The sequence below is a fragment of the Planococcus glaciei genome (assembly GCF_900099655.1).
Lineage (GTDB): Bacteria > Bacillota > Bacilli > Bacillales_A > Planococcaceae > Planococcus > Planococcus glaciei.
The window spans coordinates 44,238-60,910 of sequence record NZ_FNDC01000013.1; the positions used below are offsets into that span (position 1 = coordinate 44,238).

Sequence of the window (16,673 nt, forward strand, 5' to 3'; positions counted from 1 at the left end):
TTTTGTCCGTGTAATTAGGGTGGTACCGCGAAATAAAGCCTTCGTCCCTTGCGCTTGCGCAAGAGATGAGGGCTTTTTATTATGTTGAAGGAGGAATACAGATGAAAACCATGAAGACGATGAAAGCTGCAGACATCAGAAGATTGTACATCGAATTTTTTAAAGAAAAAGGCCATGACCAGGAGCCGAGTGCTCCGCTCGTACCGTTTGAAGATCCGTCGCTATTGTGGATCAACAGCGGCGTGGCAACGCTGAAAAAATATTTTGACGGACGCGTGATTCCGGAAAACCCGAGAATCGTCAACGCACAGAAATCAATCCGGACAAACGACATCGAGAACGTCGGGAAAACGGCGCGCCACCATACATTCTTTGAAATGCTTGGGAACTTCTCGATCGGTGATTACTTCAAAAAAGAAGCGATCCACTGGGCGTGGGAATTCTTGACCGACGACCGCTGGATGGGCTTCGAGCCGGAGAAATTGTCCGTCACGATCCACCCGGAAGACGAAGAAGCATACGGCATCTGGCTGAACGAAGTCGGCGTGCCGGCTGAACGCATCATCCGCCTGGAAGGCAACTTCTGGGATATCGGCGAAGGCCCGAGCGGCCCGAACTCCGAGATCTTCTACGACCGCGGAGAAACCTACGGCAATGACCTGAACGACCCTGAATTGTACCCGGGCGGCGAAAACGACCGCTACCTGGAAGTGTGGAACTTGGTGTTCTCCCAGTTCAACCACAATCCGGACCATACGTATACGCCGCTGCCGAAGCAGAACATCGATACGGGCATGGGGCTTGAGCGCATGGCTTCGGTCGTGCAGGACGTGCCGACGAACTACGACACGGATCTGTTTATGCCGATCATCAATAAAACCGAAGAAATCTCCGGCAAAACATACGGCGAAGACGCTGAAGCGGACATGGCTTTCAAAGTCATCGCTGACCACGTCCGCACCGTTGCTTTTGCCATCGGCGACGGCGCATTGCCGTCCAATGAAGGCCGCGGCTATGTGCTGAGAAGATTGCTGCGCCGCGCTGTCCGTTTTGCGAAAAAACTGGGCATCGAAAAACCGTTCATGTTTGAACTGGTACCGGTTGTCGGCGACATCATGAAAGACTTCTACCCGGAAGTGAACGACAAACAGGACTTTATTATCCGCGTCATGAAACTTGAAGAAGAGCGGTTCCACGAAACGCTTCACGACGGACTTGCGATCTTGTCTTCAGTGGTCGAGCAGCAAAAAGCGGCCGGGCACAATGAAATCCCGGGCGAAGACGCATTCCGCCTATATGACACATACGGCTTCCCGGTTGAATTGACGGAAGAGTATGCAGAAGAAAGCGGCATGGCAATCGACCATGCAGGGTTTGAAGCGGCAATGGAAGCGCAGCGCGACCGTGCACGGAAAGCGCGCCAAAACGTCAACTCGATGCAGACGCAATCGGAAGTGCTCGGCAACATTAAAGACGACAGCGAATTTATCGGCTACAGCCTGACCGCTGCAGAAGCGACGATTATAGCCATCATCAAAGACGGCGAACTGGCTGACAGCGCGCACGAAGGCGAAGAAGTGCAAGTTATCCTGGACCGCACACCGTTTTATGCGGAAAGCGGCGGACAGATTGCCGACCGCGGTACGCTTAGCAACGACTTGGTGCAGGCTTCTGTTTTGGACGTGAAAAAAGCGCCAAACGGCCAAAACCTGCATTCGGTCCGGGTGGACACCGGCGAATTGACGAAAACGGCCGTATTTGCCCAAGTGGACTCAAGCGAACGCCGCCATACGGTAAAAAACCATACGGCAACGCACCTTCTCCACCAGGCATTAAAAGATACATTGGGCACACATGTCAATCAGGCAGGATCGTATGTCGGACCGGACCGTCTGCGTTTCGACTTTTCCCATTTCGGGCAAGTAACAAAAGAAGAGCTCGAGCAGATTGAACAAATTGTCAACGAAAAAGTGTGGAGCGGCATCGATGTGAAAACCGGCTACCACAATTTGCAGGAAGCAAAAGACATGGGCGCGATGGCATTATTCGGCGAGAAATACGGCGATGTGGTGCGCGTAGTGGAAATCGGCGGCTATTCGCTTGAACTTTGCGGCGGGGTCCATGTCGTCAATACTTCCGAAATCGGCGTCTTCAAAATTGTGTCGGAAAGCGGCATTGGTGCAGGCATCCGCCGCATTGAAGCGGTGACCGGCAAAGGCGCTTATGAGAACTTCAAAGACAGCGAACGGACGCTTGAAGAAGCAGCTGGGCTGATGAAGTCTTCTGCGAAAGATTTGGTCCAAAAAGTGCAAACCTTCCAGCAGGACATGAAAGCCTTGCAGCGCGAAAACGAATCGCTGATGGCGAAGATTTCAAATGCACAGTCTGGGGAATTGCTGAGTTCGGCACGCCAAATCGGCGATATTACGGTTCTTTCCACAAAAGTGGAAGCGAAAGACAACAACCAGCTGCGCCAGATCATGGATGACCTGAAACAGAAATTCGAAAAAGCGGTTATCGTACTTGGTGCGACAGACGGCGAAAAAGTCATGCTGATTGCCGGCGTTACAAAAGATCTGGCAGGCGGGAACTATCATGCCGGCCAAATCGTCAAACACGTAGCGGAACAGTGCGGAGGCAAAGGCGGCGGCCGTCCGGATATGGCAATGGCAGGCGCGAAGAACCCGGAAAAACTGGACGAAGCGTTGGAATCTGTTTACAACTTGCTCAAATAGGTTTAATAAATGCCGGATATCGTTTATAATAAACTTCAGACAGCGAGAGCGCTCTTCTCCTATCTAGACCCGAAAGCGAGGTGCTTGTCGTGAGCTCATTTGATCAAACTATGAAATTCAACCCGTCTGATGAATCAATGGAGCAGGAAGTGAAGCAGGTTATGCTGCAGGTCCATGCTGCGTTGGAGGAAAAAGGGTACAACCCGAACAATCAGATTGTCGGATATTTACTATCAGGTGATCCGGCTTATATTCCTCGCCACCAGGATGCACGTAATATGATCCGCAAACTTGAACGGGATGAAATTCTGGAAGAGCTTGTAAAGTTTTATATCAAAAAGAATAAAGAGGAATAAGCATGAGAATAATGGGACTGGATGTCGGGTCGAAAACAATCGGCGTCGCAATCAGCGATGCCCTTGGTTGGACGGCGCAGGGCATCGAGACAGTTAAGATCAATGAAGCTGCAGAAGATTTCGGATTTGGGCGCCTGGGCGAACTGATCAAGCAATACGAAGTCAGCCAAGTTGTGGTTGGTTATCCAAAAAACATGAACAATTCCATCGGCCCGCGTGCAGAAGCATCGGAAAAGTTTGCAGCTTTGCTTGAAGAAGCGTATGCTATACCGGTGGTGCTTTGGGATGAAAGGCTGACAACGATGGCAGCAGAAAAAATGCTGATTTCAGCGGATGTCAGCCGCAAGAACCGCAAAAAAGTAATTGACAAGATGGCTGCGGTCATGATTTTGCAAGGCTATCTTGACTTTAAAAAATGATGAGGTGACGCAAATGGAACACGGACAAGAACACATTACAGTCGTTGATGAAAACGGCAACGAGCAGCTATTTGAAGTATTATTCACATTTGACTCAGAAGAATTCGGAAAATCATATGTTTTGTATTTCCCGGTAGGCGCTGAAGAAGATGACGAAGGCGAAATCGAAATCCAAGCTTCTTCTTTCACTGAAAATGCTGACACAGACGGCAAGATTGCAGGCGGAGAACTTCGCCCGGTCGAAACGGATGCAGAGTGGGATATGATTGAAGAAATGTTGAATACGTTCCTTGACGAAGAAGAAGAGAACGAAGAACTTTAATCCACTTAGGAGAAGGACGGAATTGTACGTAGATTCCGTCTTTTTCTTTTGTCGGGAATTCGGTATACTGTTAAAGAGAAACTACAACCATTGGGTTTATGATCTCCACTGGGGGCGAGTAGTACCAAACGCGTATGTGTGGTCAGTGGTTTTCCGCTTTACCAGCGGAAAATTGCTGGCCATTCAAACGGGATAGAGGAAAAAGCTAAGGGGGGGGACCCGTGGACAAGCAATCGAAAAAAGAAATTATGTATGAACGCATGAGCGAAAAGAAAAAAGAAGTGAAAGTTGTCCGTCGGATTGTTTTTATTGTGACGGTCGTTTTGCTGCTCGTGTTGGGCATTGGCGCTTTTGCCGCATACAGCTATGTCACCGACGCACTGGAGCCGGTTGATGCGGATTCAGAAAAAGTCGTTGAAATCGAAGTTCCGATCGGCTCGAATCTCGACAGCATTTCTGCCTTGCTGGAAGAGAACGGCTTGATCAAAGATGCGCGCATCTACAAGTATTACGTGAAATTCAAAAACCAGGCTGATTTCCAGGCCGGCACTTACGGGCTTTTGCCTTCCATGACGCTCGATGAAATCACCGAGAGCCTGAAAACCGGGAAAGTCTACCGGGAACCGTTGTTCAACATCACGGTGCCGGAAGGACTGACATTGGATCAGATCGCTGAAAACGTCATTGCCAAGAAAACGAAATATAGCGCGGAGGAGTTCATGGCCAAAATGGAGGACGAAGCGTATGTTGACGAGCTGATCGTCAAATACCCGGCTTTGCTGACGGAAGAAATCAAAGGTGAAAATGTCCGTTACGCATTGGAAGGCTATTTATTCCCAGCCACTTATCCGTTTTACGAAGAAGACCCTTCGTTGGATTTGATCATCGAGAACATGATCAAGGCGACGGAGTCCAACGTGGTCCAGTACCAGGCCGTGTTGGAAGAAATGGATAAAACGCCGCATTGGCTGCTGACTTTCGCTTCGCTGTTGGAAGAAGAAGCGACAGCGGGTTCTGACCGCAATACGATCGCGAGCGTCTTCTACAACCGCATCGAAAAAGATATGCCGCTGCAGACGGATCCGACGGTCATTTATGCAATGGGTGAGCATAAGGAGCGCTTATTCAATAAAGACTACGAATTCGAGCATCCTTACAGCACCTATACAAACAAAGGGCTGCCGCCAGGGCCGATTGCCGCTGCTGGAGCATCATCAATCGCCGCTGTGCTTGACCCGGCTGACACGGAGTATTTATACTTCCTGGCAGACAAAGAAGGGAAGAACCATTTCTCTACCACCTATGAAGAACATCTTAAAAAGCGCGATGAGTACATCGGACAATAAGAAAGTCGCTGCCTGGTAAAAGCCGGCGGTTTTTCGCCGGCACATACTGGAATAAGTGGACAAAACATGACAAGAAGGAAGCGACCTCGCTTTCCTTCTTGTTTTATGTTATTATTGGTTGTAATTTTTGCGGCAGGCGAAAAGGAGCTTTAATACAATGGACCATGAACAATTGGCAAAGACATTAACTGCAGTCAAAGCGTATGCAGAAGAGCACCATGTTCCCATTATGGAAGATCAGGGCATCCGTGAATTGACCGATTTGCTGTTGCAGCAGCAGCCGGAGTCCATCCTGGAAATCGGGTCGGCAATTGGCTTTTCTGCCATTATGATGGCTTCTGAACTGGCAGGCTGCCAGATCGATACAATTGAACGGGATGACGTACGCTATGAGAAGGCTGTGGAGTTTATCGCACAATCCGGATTGGGCGGCCAAATCCGGATTTTCCATGCGGATGCACTCGAAATGGATCTGTCCCTGTTGGACCGGGAATATGATGCAATTTTCATTGATGCGGCCAAAGGGCAATACGAACGGTTTTTTGAAAAATACGAAACTTTATTGTCTGAGCAGGGCAGCATATATTGTGATAATATGTATATGCATGGACTGGCGGACCAGGAGATTTCGGAGATACCGCGCAGAAAACGCACGATGATCCGGAATTTGAAAAATTTTAAAGAACATATGCTGAATCATCCGTCTTATGACACGGCGCTTCTGCCGGTCGGAGATGGCATCATGGTCTGCAAAAAAAGAGCCAACTAAAAAACATAAGTTTGCAAGGAGCTTGGAAGAATGTCTAAAAACCGTCCGGTCGTTATCGGGATCGCAGGAGGTTCGGGCTCAGGAAAGACGAGCGTAACGAATTCCATTTATGAAGTATTCAAAGAAAACTCAGTGGTAGTGATTGAACAGGACTACTATTACAAAGACCAAAGCCATTTGGCATTTGAAGAACGTCTGGAAACAAACTATGACCATCCATTGGCATTCGATACCGATTTGCTGATTGAGCATGTCAATAAACTATTGAACCGGGAACCGATCGAAAAGCCGGTTTACAATTACGCCTTACATACACGGGCCGAAGAAACCGTTTTGATTGAACCAAAAGATGTCATCATCCTCGAAGGGATCCTGGTGCTGGAAGACGAGCGTCTCCGTGATCTGATGGACATCAAATTGTTCGTCGATACCGATGCAGACTTGCGCATTATCCGCCGCTTGCTGCGCGACATCAATGAACGCGGCCGGACGATCGATTCAGTCATTGACCAGTACTTGAACGTTGTGCGTCCGATGCATAACCAGTTTATCGAGCCGACGAAGCGCTATGCCGACGTAATCATCCCTGAAGGCGGGCAAAACGAAGTGGCAATCGACTTAATGGTTACAAAAATTAAAACAATTCTTGAATAGATTGACAATTTATAATATGATGATACGAGACTGGCGGAAGGCGGCTTGAAACCTTCTAAAGTCAGCAGTTGAAGGAGTGGGGAAAACAATGGCAAACGAAAAACAATTTCCGATGACAGCTGCAGGTAAGCTGAAGTTGGAAGAAGAACTGGAATTCCTAAAAACCGTTAAACGGAAAGAAGTCGTTGAACGGATTAAAATAGCACGCAGTTTCGGGGACCTTTCCGAGAACTCGGAATACGACTCAGCAAAAGAAGATCAGGCATTTGTAGAAGGCCGCATCTCTACGTTGGAATCGATGATCCGCAACGCAGTGATTATCAACGAAAACGAATTGAATAAAGACATCGTCCGTTTAGGGACAACTGTCACTTTCGTAGAAGTGCCGGATGGCGATGAAGAGTCTTACACCATTGTGGGTTCTGCAGAAGCGGATCCATTAGAAGGGCGCATTTCCAATGATTCGCCTATCGCGAAAAGCATGATTGGGCGCACGATTGGCGAAAATGTAAAAGTGTTGACGCCTGGCGGCGAAATGGAAATCAAAATCGTTTCAATTTCTTAATTCATACACAGCCATTCTTTATTTGAATGGCTGTTTTTTTGAAATTCATTCCATCTTAAAAGCAAAATAACACGAAATTGAAACATTTCTTTTGTCAAAACGTCAAATTTGTAATAGAGCATTATGCTAAAATAATTTGAAGAGGAGGCAAGTCGATGACAAATGAAAAAAAACCGTATCCTTCTCGTTTGGACAAAAAGAACCGGTCAAATTCCATTCTGAATTGGATGATCGGGGTGGTCTTTGCCTTGATAGTGATTACCGGAGCTTTTATCTTCCTGGACAATGGGGATGAAAGTGCCCAAGAGCCGGAATCTGTAACAATCGAAACAGATACTGAACAGCAAACGAGTGGAGAAGAAAGCAACCCAGAAGAAGATGCTGAAGCCGATGCAAAAGCGAAAGAAGAAGCTGACGCAAAAGCGGAAGAAGAAGCGAAAGCAAAAGAAGAAGCGGATAAAGCCGCAGAAGAAAAAGCAAAAGAAGAAAAGGCTGCTGAAGAAGGAAAAGTAACAGGCGGCACCATTACGCGTGAAGATTCGAGCGATCCGGTTGTTGAAGAAACAGTCATCAACACAAGCTGGGAGCCGGTCGGCACAAAACAAACCGGCAAACACGTATCGGTCTATGATAAAGGATCGGTCGACTGGAACGAAAAAATCAATGCAATTTCATATGCTACCGGTTTAAGCCAAGATAATATGTATGTTATGATGATTAAGAATGGCGGCGGCCCGCAGAAATCGATCGGTGTCGTGCAGTCCAAAGACAAATCACAAAAATATCGCGTCCATCTGGAATTTAAGGATGGCGAAGGCTGGAAACCCGTGAAAATGGATGTATTAAAAACACTGGAAGGCGCCTATTAAAAGGCGTCTTTTTTGTGCAGGAATTTGGGCAGCAAAGATTTTAGACAGGGAAAGGGCGATGGAAAATGAGAATCGGCGTTATCGGAGCGATGGAAGAAGAAGTGGAATTATTGAGAGGCAGCCTTGAAAATGCACAAGTGAGCGAAATCGCGAATTGTGAATTTACGGCAGGTACATACAAAGGGCAGGACGTTGTGCTGTTAAAGAGCGGCATCGGCAAAGTAAATGCAGCGATGTCCACAACGCTTCTTTTGCAGCAGTTTAAACCGGATGTTGTCATCAACACGGGATCTGCCGGAGGGTTTGACCAGGCGCTTGAAGTCGGCGCAATCGTCATTTCAGATGAAGTTCGCCACCACGATGTCGATGTCACGGTTTTCGGCTATGAAATGGGGCAGGTGCCGCAATTGCCGGCCGCATTCCGTTCAGATGAGCAATTGATAGACTTGGCGGTCAAAGCCGTGGAAGAGCTGGGAGAGCATCCGTACGGTGTTGGGTTGATCGCGACTGGGGATTCGTTCATGAACGACCCGGAACGTGTGGAGAAAGTCAGAGCGTTTTTCCCATCGATGAAAGCTTCTGAAATGGAAGCTGCAGCCGTCGCGCAAGTTTGCCACCAATTCAACGTGCCGTTTGTGGTGATCCGTGCGTTATCGGATATTGCCGGAAAAGAATCCAATATCTCGTTTGATGAATTTTTGCCGGTTGCTGCGAAGCATTCCACTGAGATTGTTTTAAACGTAGTAGAACGGCTGGCAGCCAAGTAAATGCAAAAAAAGCTGGAAACGTTGTAAAAAACGCTTCCAGCTTTTATCTTTATTAAACTTTTCTAAGGGTAAAAGTGCTGATCATCAATAATGAACAAATAATAAACAAAAACATATACGCGACAGGCGGGAAAACGGAAAGTCCGAAATAAGACAAAGTCACCACAGTGCCTGCAGCCGTGATGGGCAAGCCAACAAAATAGCCGTTGGATTCCGAGATGTTGAAACGCGCAAGGCGAAAAGCACCGCTTGCGATGTAGATGACAGTAAAGACCATACCGGTCACACCAAACTCAGTCAGCACCAGCTGGTAAATCAGGATTGCCGGTGCAACGCCAAAGGAAATGATGTCGCTCATTGAATCCAGCTGTTTGCCGAGTTCGGACTCCTGGTTGAATTTCCTCGCGACCATGCCGTCAAAGCGGTCCAGAAAAGCGGCAATAAAAATAAATAGTACACTATAGCTGTAAAACTCGTTGAGAGCGGCCATTAAGGACGCCCCGCCGAAAGCCATATTGCCTATTGTCAGCATGTTTGCTGCCTGAGAGCGTAGTTTTTTAATTGTGTGATCCATTCGTTCTAATATCAGCAATGGAAAACACTCCTTTTTTTTGTAAACTTCTTCAGTTCATTATACTGTGAAAGAACAAAAAATGGTAGACTATTTTAAGCAATGGAGGTGCCAGTGTGAAGAAAAAAATCTATCAACGATCGATCGAACTGACGAATGGACCGTTGACGTCAGGAATGATCCGCTCTTTCGCCCAGTCTTCTTTGAGCCGGCGGGTGATTTCAAATTATATCAAAACTTATAAAATACCGACAGCCGATATAGAAAATCCGTTGGAATCTTTTCCGACGCTGCATGATTTTTTCATCCGAACATTAAAAGCGGGAAGCCGACCGGTAGCTGACGTGCCGGTCGTATCGCCGGTGGACGGAAAAATTGAAGTTTTTGGGGATTTGCATGAAGGCATCCGTTTCCTTGTGAAAAACCAGCAATATTCGCTTGCGGATCTGCTTGGCAATGCTGCGCTTGCAGATTCCTACCAGAACGGCAAATACATTGTGCTTTATCTTTCACCAGCCGATTATCACCGGATTCACAGCCCCGCTAGCGGAAAAGTCCTCAAACAATACGTGTTGGGAAAAAAATCATATCCTGTCAATGGCGCAGGCCTGCGTTACGGCAAGGCGCCGATCAGCGGGAATTACCGCTTGATCACGGAACTGGAAACCCAATCAGCGAATCTGCTGGTTGTAAAAGTCGGGGCCATGTTTGTCAATTCCATTCAGCTGACGAACTCCCGGGAATCCTGGGAAAAAGGCGAAGAAGTGGCTTATTTCAGTTTCGGATCTACCGTAGTGCTGTTTTTTGAGGAAAACCATATCGAATTTTCTTCGAATGTCAGGGTAGGCGAGCGAATCAAGGTGGGAGAAGCACTCGCACATATGGTATAATCAATAGAATTAAGTTCGGGAAACAGGAGTGGTTACTGATGTATCAAAAATTCATACCGAGTCAATACGTAAAAAGTGTCTTTGACATCTCGCCGGAATCGCTATTGGAAAAAGGCGTCCGCGGCATCATTACCGATTTGGACAATACCCTTGTTGAATGGGACCGGCCGGACGCGACGCCGAAGCTGATCGATTGGCTAAGATCCATGAAAGAAGCAGGAATCCAGGTGATCATTGTGTCAAACAACAAAGAGCTGCGAGTGAAATCGTTTGCCGATCCGCTCGGCATTCCGTTTATTTTCCAGGCGCGCAAGCCGATGGGCCGTGCTTTCCGGAAAGCCTTGAAATTGATGAACGTGTCACGGGACCAAGTGGTGGTTATCGGGGACCAGATGATGACGGACATTTTTGGCGGAAACTTAAACAAATTGCACACCATCCTGGTTTTGCCGGTGGCGCAGTCGGATGGATTCATCACCCGGTTTAACCGCCTGCTGGAACGCCGGATCATGAAGAAGTTAAAAGAAAAAGGACAATTAACGTGGGAGGAAGAAAATTGAACGAAATGCCATCATGTATCGGATGCGGTGCCCAAATCCAGACGGAACGGCCAGGGGAACTTGGCTATGCACCCGTATCCTCATTAGAAAAAGAAGAAATCATTTGCCAGCGCTGCTTCCGCTTGAAAAATTACAACGAACTGCAGCCGGTGTCGCTGACAGACGACGACTTTTTGAAAATCCTGAACGGACTTGGAGAACGAAAAGGCCTGATTGTGAAAATCGTGGATATTTTTGATTTCAACGGCAGCTGGCTTCCAGGGCTTCACCGCTTTGTCGGATCGAACGATATTTTGCTGATCGCCAACAAAGCCGACTTATTGCCGAAATCCGTGAAACAGCACAAGCTGATCAACTGGATGAAACAGGAAGCGAAAAAACAGGGATTAAAACCCATCGATGTCTTGACTGTCAGTGCCCATAAAGGGACCGGCGTAACGGAAGCGATGGAAGCAATCGATAAATACCGCCAAGGACAAGACGTTTATGTCGTCGGTTCGACGAATGTCGGCAAATCGACGTTCATCAACCGCATTATCAAGCAGGCGACCGGCCAAGCGGATATTATCACGACTTCCCATTTCCCGGGAACCACTCTTGATATGATCGAAATCCCATTGGATGATGAAAAATCGATGTACGATACACCGGGGATTATTAACCACCACCAACTGGCGCATCATTTGCACCCGTCTGAACTGAAAATGATCATGCCGAAAAAAGAGCTGAAACCGCGGGTATTCCAGTTGAATCCGGAACAAACGCTGTTTATTGGCGGGCTTGCCCGTTTCGACTTTATCCAGGGCGACCGTTCATCGTTCACTGTCCATGTGGCGAACGACCTGCAGATCCACCGGACGAAGCTGGACAATGCGGATGCATTGTATGAGCAGCACTTGGGCGGCATGCTCGCGCCGCCGTCTGCAGAATACAAAGATGAGTTCCCTGAGTTAGTGCGCCGGGAATTCCGGGTAAAAGAAGGGAAGACGGATATCGTATTTTCTGGCCTTGGCTGGATCACGGTCCAGCACCCGAATGTGGTTGTTGCAGCTTACGCGCCTAAAGGCGTGGAAGTATTTTTACGCCCATCATTGATCTAGGGGGATTTTGATGAAGAAATGGTACGCTGTCATCGGCGATCCGATCGCCCATTCCTTATCGCCTTTTATGCACGATTTATGGTTTGAAGAGCATGGAATCGATGCAACTTATATACCCATCCACGTTCAGCCGTTTGAACTGGAAAACGCATTTCATTCCATGAAAGCTTTGGGCGTCAGCGGCTTCAATATCACCTTGCCGCATAAACAGTCCGTTATCCCGTTTTTGGACAAACTGGATGAAACAGCTGTCATCATGAATGCAGTCAACACCGTCACTTACAACGGCCGCCAGTATATCGGCTGGAATACGGACGGCGACGGTTTTGTCCGCTCGCTTTCTGCCCAGCCCATCACACGGAGTGAAAAAGTATTGGTTATCGGTGCAGGCGGCGCGGCCAGAGGCATCGCTTTTGCATTGAAGCGTGCTGATTTCACAGACGTGACGATTACGAACCGGACGTATCGCCGTGCAGTGGAGCTGGCAAATGACTGCGGCAGCTCCGCTTTGACTTTAAAAGAGGCTGAAGCGGCGCTTGGCGATTTCAGCATCATCATCCAAACGACTTCTGTCGGTTTGGCAAAAGACGAAGCGTTGCCGATCTCCCTAGAGCGCGTCAGCACCGGCTCGCTGGTTGCGGATATCATTTACAACCCGCTCGAAACGCCGTTTTTAAAAGCGGCAAAAGAAAAAAACTGCACCATATTGAACGGGGTCGGCATGTTCGTTTATCAAGGCGCCATCGCGTTTGAAAAATGGACGGGCATCCAGCCTGATACTGAAAAGATGATCCAGATCATCACTGAAAAATTAGGAGGCAATTATGTTAACAGGTAAACAAAAACGTTTTTTGCGAAGCGAAGCACATCATTTAGATCCCATCTTCCAAGTGGGCAAAGGCGGCGTCAGCGGAACGATGCTGCGCCAGATCGAAGAAGCGCTCGAAGCGCGCGAATTATTGAAAGTCAGCATTCTGCAAAACAACGATGACGACAAACACGATGTCGCCAACCAATTGGCTGAAGGCACTTCCGCGGAGCTTGTCCAATTGATCGGCCACACAGTCGTTCTTTACAAGCCATCCGTCAACAATAAACGAATCGAGCTGCCAAGAGCGAAATGAAAAAAGTCGGGATATTGGGCGGAACTTTCAATCCGCCTCATATCGGCCATTTAATCATGGCCAACGAAGCGCTTCATGCCGTCGGTTTGGATGAAGTCCGCTTTATGCCCAATTATATTGCTCCGCACAAAGAAGTCTACGGCGCCGATGCAGCCCAGCGGCTCGAAATGACCCGGCTCGCAACCCAAGGGCATGAACAATTCCGCGTAGAAGATTATGAAATCAGCCAAGGCGGCGTTTCGTATACGTTTGACACGATGAAAGCGATGATTCAGCGGGAACCGGAAACAACATTTTATTTCATTATCGGAGGCGACAGCATCGAGGGGCTGCCTACCTGGCACCGGATTGATGAACTGGCGCAGATGGTCCGCTTTATCGGAATCCGGCGTCCGGGCTATTTGCACGAAAGCGCATATCCCGTCTTGTTGATCGACTCGCCGGAACTTCATTTGTCCTCGACAATGCTCAGGGAACGCGTCGCTGCACAAGGAACCATCAAGTTTTTAGTGCCGGAAAAAGTGGAAGCTTTTATTCGAGAGGAGCGGTTATATGGACCAAAGCATGATGATTGAAAAAGTGAAGGAACGGCTGCCGGAAAATCGGTACAATCATGTCAGAGGCGTTGTGGAAACAGCTGTCGCCTTGGCGGAAAAGTTCAATGTGCCGGCAGAAAAAGCGCGGATTGCGGCAATTTTGCATGATGTGGCGAAATTTTCGGATCGGGAATGGATGAAATCGATCATCATTTCCGAAAACATGGACCCGCTGCTGCTCGAGTACCATGCCGAATTATGGCATGCTCCGGTTGGCGCCTATGTCGCCCGGACAGAGTTCGGCGTGGAAGATGAAGATGTGCTGAACGCCGTCAAATACCATACGACCGGCCGCGCCGGCATGTCGGATCTTGAAAAAATCATCTATATCGCCGACCTGGTCGAACCGAACCGCAAATTTACAGGTGTTGAAGAATTGCGTCAATTACAAGATCAGGGATTGGATGTTATGATGGAAGCCAGCATTAAACATACCATCGAGTTCCTGGTATCAAAAAATCAACCGGTGTATCCGGATTCACTGAAGTGTCATCAATACTTCGTGCAACAGAAAGGGAAAGTGAAAGAATGACTAAACAAACTTTACTACAAATGGCATACAATGCTGCCGAGGATAAAAAAGCTGAGGATATCGTCGTTTTGAACATGGAAGGCATTTCATTGCTTGCCGACTATTTCATCATTTGCAGCGGTAATTCCGATCGCCAAGTGCAGGCAATTGCCAGAGAACTGATCGACCAGTCTGAAAAAGCTGGAAACCCGGTGAAAAGCGTTGAAGGATTTGACGCGGCCCGCTGGATTTTAGTCGACCTAGGAGATGTCGTGGCTCACGTTTTCCATAAAGACGAGCGTTCGTACTACAATCTTGAGCGCCTATGGAGAGAAGCACCGACAATGGAAATATGAGGTACGGAAAATTCGCATCGGTTTATGATGAACTGATGGAAGACATCCCGTATGAAAAGTATGTGGAATGGGTTGCCGCTCATATCCAGTCCGGAAGAATTCTGGATCTGGCTTGTGGGACAGGCACCCTTTCGCAGCTTTTTAACGAAGTGGGCTTTGAGGTGACGGCGAGCGATTTGTCGGAAGAAATGCTGACAATCGCGAGCCAGCGTTTCCAGGAGGCCGGCCTGAGCATTCCGACGCTGCAGTTGTCGATGGACAATTTGGAGGGTCTGGACGGGTTTGACGCCGTGACCATTGCCATTGATTCACTCAATTATTTGGAAAAGGAAACGCAGGTGCAGCAGACTTTCAAAGAAGTGTTTGAAGCTTTGAATGCAGGCGGGCATTTTTTCTTTGACGTGCATTCCATCCATAAAGTGGATGCGGTCTATATGGACAGCCCGTTTGTTTTTGACGGAGAAGACGTCGCGTATATTTGGCATACGGAACCAGGGGACTACCCGCATAGTGTCGTCCACGACATTACGTTTTTTATCCGCCAAGGCCATTTGTTTGAACGCTTTGAGGAAACGCATGAACAGCGCACTTATGAAATCAAAGACTATACAGCGTGGCTGGAAGCAGCAGGTTTTGAAGTGGAATCGATCACCGCTGACTTTTCCGGTGAAGCGCCGGACGGGGAAAGCGAACGGATCTTTTTCCATGCGAAAAAACCATCATAGCAATGACTAGGAACTGCCCGCGATTTGCGGGCAGTTTTTTATGTCAAAATAACGATAAAAACAGCATAGACAATCCCTTTCCATTAATGTACAATTCAGACAGCTTCTATCTAATTGCTTCCTGGAGAAAAGAGGAATGCCCGCTGAAATTATCCGAACTCCAGAGCAAATTTGGCTGGCTGCTGATACCGGCCGCGGTACTTGTGCTAGTAGCATTTTATTTTTTGAACCCCCAGGAAAAACCGGAAGAAAATCTTCAGGCATCCCTTGATTTGATCCAGGCTGAACCCCCACAGCAGACGGAAACCCCCACCCAAAATCCAGCACCAACCACCTTGATGGTCGACATTAAAGGCCAAGTAGCGAAACCCGGCGTTTATGAATTGCCAGTGGATTCACGCGTGACAGATGCCCTTGACGCGGCTGGCGGCTTTTTGCCAGCGGCTGAACCAAAAGCAATCAATTTGGCGATGAAAGTCGTGGACGAAATGGTCATTTACGTGCCGGAAATCGGCGAGGAAGCGGCATTGCCGACGGCCCAGCCAGGCCCAGTGGCGGCAGGCAGCGCCAAAGAAGCGCTCGTCAACTTGAACACTGCCACAGATGTAGAGCTTATGACGCTGCCGGGGATCGGCCCTTCGAAAGCGGAAGCGATCATCGCCTACCGGACCGACAGCGGCAGCTTTCAGAAAATCGAAGACTTGAAGAATGTCACAGGCATCGGCGATAAGACGTTTGAAAAATTGAAAGACAGCATCACCGTTAACTGAAGGTGAGATGCGACCAATGAACGGTTGACGAAAATTTCCCCTCTGCTACACTTATTTTAGACTTATTAAGCAGGAGGCAATTAGATGAAGCGAATAACGTGGGACCAATTTTTCATGGCGCAAAGCCATTTATTAGCACTTAGAAGCACCTGTACGAGACTCGCGGTCGGAGCAACGATTGTCCGAGACCGGCGCATTATGGCAGGCGGCTATAACGGCTCCATTTCAGGGGGCGACCACTGCATCGACAAAGGATGTTATGTCGTGGACGGCCATTGTGTACGGACCATCCATGCGGAAATGAACGCCTTATTGCAATGCGCCAAATACGGCGTCAGCGTGAACGGGGCGGATATGTATGTCAGCCATTTCCCTTGCCTCCAATGTTCAAAATCCATTATCCAGGCAGGAATTGCCCGGCTTTATTACGCGGCAGATTATAAAAACCATGCCTATGCGATTGAATTGTTCGAACAGGCAGGAGTCGAAGTGGTGCAAGTCATATTTGACGAGCGGAAAATCGACTTTTTAAGTGCTGAAAAAGCAGGCCTCTACATGGAAATGCTGGAGACTTTGCGTGAAAAAGGCGGCACCGAAGAAGAACTGGCCCATTATACAGAACGGGTGAATGCATTATTCGGAGAAGTCGAAGTTTAAATCAGAATAGT

22 protein-coding genes and 1 other annotated feature (1 of these 23 only partly in view) are annotated in these 16,673 nt (G+C 48.1%); of the genes, 21 read left to right on the top strand and 1 reads right to left on the bottom strand.

What is annotated here, in order from left to right:
* Positions 1 to 52: a binding site (T-box leader), on the top strand; it begins 159 nt to the left of the window's first position.
* A 58-nt stretch (positions 53 to 110) separates the two neighbouring features.
* From alaS to mtnN, 10 genes are all read left to right on the top strand, one after another.
* Entirely contained in the window at positions 111 to 2,735 is a 2,625-nt protein-coding gene (gene alaS / locus BLQ32_RS14975; RefSeq protein ID WP_074511007.1) for an alanine--tRNA ligase, read from the top strand.
* 89 nt (positions 2,736 to 2,824) lie between these two features.
* On the top strand, positions 2,825 to 3,091 hold the full coding sequence (locus tag BLQ32_RS14980) for an IreB family regulatory phosphoprotein (protein ID WP_036806381.1): 267 nt from the start codon (positions 2,825 to 2,827) through the stop codon (positions 3,089 to 3,091).
* A 2-nt stretch (positions 3,092 to 3,093) separates the two neighbouring features.
* Positions 3,094 to 3,510 (top strand): Holliday junction resolvase RuvX, encoded by a 417-nt coding sequence (ruvX, locus tag BLQ32_RS14985; RefSeq protein ID WP_036806384.1) that lies wholly within the window; start codon positions 3,094 to 3,096, stop codon positions 3,508 to 3,510.
* A 13-nt stretch (positions 3,511 to 3,523) separates the two neighbouring features.
* Entirely contained in the window at positions 3,524 to 3,832 is a 309-nt protein-coding gene (locus BLQ32_RS14990) for a DUF1292 domain-containing protein (protein ID WP_036806386.1), read from the top strand.
* A gap of 221 nt (positions 3,833 to 4,053) precedes the next feature.
* Entirely contained in the window at positions 4,054 to 5,178 is a 1,125-nt protein-coding gene (mltG, locus tag BLQ32_RS14995; protein ID WP_139150562.1) for an endolytic transglycosylase MltG, read from the top strand.
* A 157-nt stretch (positions 5,179 to 5,335) separates the two neighbouring features.
* Positions 5,336 to 5,947 carry an O-methyltransferase gene (locus BLQ32_RS15000; RefSeq protein WP_053165535.1) on the top strand — a complete coding sequence of 204 codons (612 nt, stop codon included), beginning with the start codon at positions 5,336 to 5,338 and terminating at the stop codon, positions 5,945 to 5,947.
* A 30-nt stretch (positions 5,948 to 5,977) separates the two neighbouring features.
* Positions 5,978 to 6,601, top strand: coding sequence for a uridine kinase (udk, locus tag BLQ32_RS15005; protein ID WP_036806392.1), 624 nt, complete (start codon positions 5,978 to 5,980; stop codon positions 6,599 to 6,601).
* 88 nt (positions 6,602 to 6,689) lie between these two features.
* Complete coding sequence (gene greA, locus BLQ32_RS15010; protein ID WP_036806395.1) at positions 6,690 to 7,166, top strand: transcription elongation factor GreA; 477 nt, start codon at positions 6,690 to 6,692, stop codon at positions 7,164 to 7,166.
* Positions 7,167 to 7,321: 155 nt separating this feature from the next.
* Positions 7,322 to 8,035: a YrrS family protein gene (locus tag BLQ32_RS15015; protein WP_074510968.1), complete on the top strand. Its 714-nt coding sequence runs from the start codon at positions 7,322 to 7,324 to the stop codon at positions 8,033 to 8,035.
* A 65-nt stretch (positions 8,036 to 8,100) separates the two neighbouring features.
* Positions 8,101 to 8,802 carry a 5'-methylthioadenosine/S-adenosylhomocysteine nucleosidase gene (gene mtnN / locus BLQ32_RS15020; protein ID WP_074510969.1) on the top strand — a complete coding sequence of 234 codons (702 nt, stop codon included), beginning with the start codon at positions 8,101 to 8,103 and terminating at the stop codon, positions 8,800 to 8,802.
* A 52-nt stretch (positions 8,803 to 8,854) separates the two neighbouring features.
* Here the strand turns inward: mtnN and pssA are convergent, their stop codons facing one another.
* The gene (pssA, locus tag BLQ32_RS15025; RefSeq protein ID WP_036806404.1) at positions 8,855 to 9,394 is read right to left on the bottom strand and encodes a CDP-diacylglycerol--serine O-phosphatidyltransferase; all 540 of its coding nucleotides are present in this window, start codon (positions 9,392 to 9,394) and stop codon (positions 8,855 to 8,857) included.
* Positions 9,395 to 9,489: 95 nt separating this feature from the next.
* On the opposite strand from pssA, the gene BLQ32_RS15030 reads away from it, so the two are divergent.
* The 11 genes from BLQ32_RS15030 (at position 9,490) to BLQ32_RS15080 (ending at position 16,662) form a co-directional block, all read left to right on the top strand.
* Positions 9,490 to 10,263: a phosphatidylserine decarboxylase gene (locus tag BLQ32_RS15030; RefSeq protein ID WP_074510970.1), complete on the top strand. Its 774-nt coding sequence runs from the start codon at positions 9,490 to 9,492 to the stop codon at positions 10,261 to 10,263.
* Positions 10,264 to 10,301: 38 nt separating this feature from the next.
* Positions 10,302 to 10,823, top strand: a complete 522-nt coding sequence (locus BLQ32_RS15035; protein WP_074510971.1) for a YqeG family HAD IIIA-type phosphatase — start codon at positions 10,302 to 10,304, stop codon at positions 10,821 to 10,823.
* Entirely contained in the window at positions 10,820 to 11,923 is a 1,104-nt protein-coding gene (yqeH, locus tag BLQ32_RS15040; protein ID WP_036806413.1) for a ribosome biogenesis GTPase YqeH, read from the top strand. The genes BLQ32_RS15035 and yqeH overlap by 4 nt, the downstream gene beginning before the upstream one ends.
* Positions 11,924 to 11,933: 10 nt before the next feature.
* Entirely contained in the window at positions 11,934 to 12,761 is an 828-nt protein-coding gene (gene aroE, locus BLQ32_RS15045) for a shikimate dehydrogenase (RefSeq protein WP_074510972.1), read from the top strand.
* Positions 12,748 to 13,047: a ribosome assembly RNA-binding protein YhbY gene (gene yhbY, locus BLQ32_RS15050; RefSeq protein WP_036806419.1), complete on the top strand. Its 300-nt coding sequence runs from the start codon at positions 12,748 to 12,750 to the stop codon at positions 13,045 to 13,047. Before aroE ends, yhbY begins: the two co-directional genes overlap by 14 nt.
* Positions 13,044 to 13,622, top strand: coding sequence for a nicotinate-nucleotide adenylyltransferase (locus BLQ32_RS15055; RefSeq protein WP_074510973.1), 579 nt, complete (start codon positions 13,044 to 13,046; stop codon positions 13,620 to 13,622). The genes yhbY and BLQ32_RS15055 overlap by 4 nt, the downstream gene beginning before the upstream one ends.
* Positions 13,600 to 14,175, top strand: coding sequence for a bis(5'-nucleosyl)-tetraphosphatase (symmetrical) YqeK (yqeK, locus tag BLQ32_RS15060; protein ID WP_036806425.1), 576 nt, complete (start codon positions 13,600 to 13,602; stop codon positions 14,173 to 14,175). The genes BLQ32_RS15055 and yqeK overlap by 23 nt, the downstream gene beginning before the upstream one ends.
* The gene (gene rsfS, locus BLQ32_RS15065) at positions 14,172 to 14,510 is read left to right on the top strand and encodes a ribosome silencing factor (RefSeq protein ID WP_036806428.1); all 339 of its coding nucleotides are present in this window, start codon (positions 14,172 to 14,174) and stop codon (positions 14,508 to 14,510) included. Before yqeK ends, rsfS begins: the two co-directional genes overlap by 4 nt.
* Complete coding sequence (locus BLQ32_RS15070) at positions 14,507 to 15,235, top strand: class I SAM-dependent DNA methyltransferase (protein ID WP_074510974.1); 729 nt, start codon at positions 14,507 to 14,509, stop codon at positions 15,233 to 15,235. The genes rsfS and BLQ32_RS15070 overlap by 4 nt, the downstream gene beginning before the upstream one ends.
* Before the next feature lie 224 nt (positions 15,236 to 15,459).
* On the top strand, positions 15,460 to 16,005 hold the full coding sequence (locus BLQ32_RS15075) for a helix-hairpin-helix domain-containing protein (protein WP_244890373.1): 546 nt from the start codon (positions 15,460 to 15,462) through the stop codon (positions 16,003 to 16,005).
* A gap of 84 nt (positions 16,006 to 16,089) precedes the next feature.
* Positions 16,090 to 16,662, top strand: a complete 573-nt coding sequence (locus BLQ32_RS15080) for a ComE operon protein 2 (RefSeq protein ID WP_036806436.1) — start codon at positions 16,090 to 16,092, stop codon at positions 16,660 to 16,662.
* Positions 16,663 to 16,673: the final 11 nt, after the last annotated feature.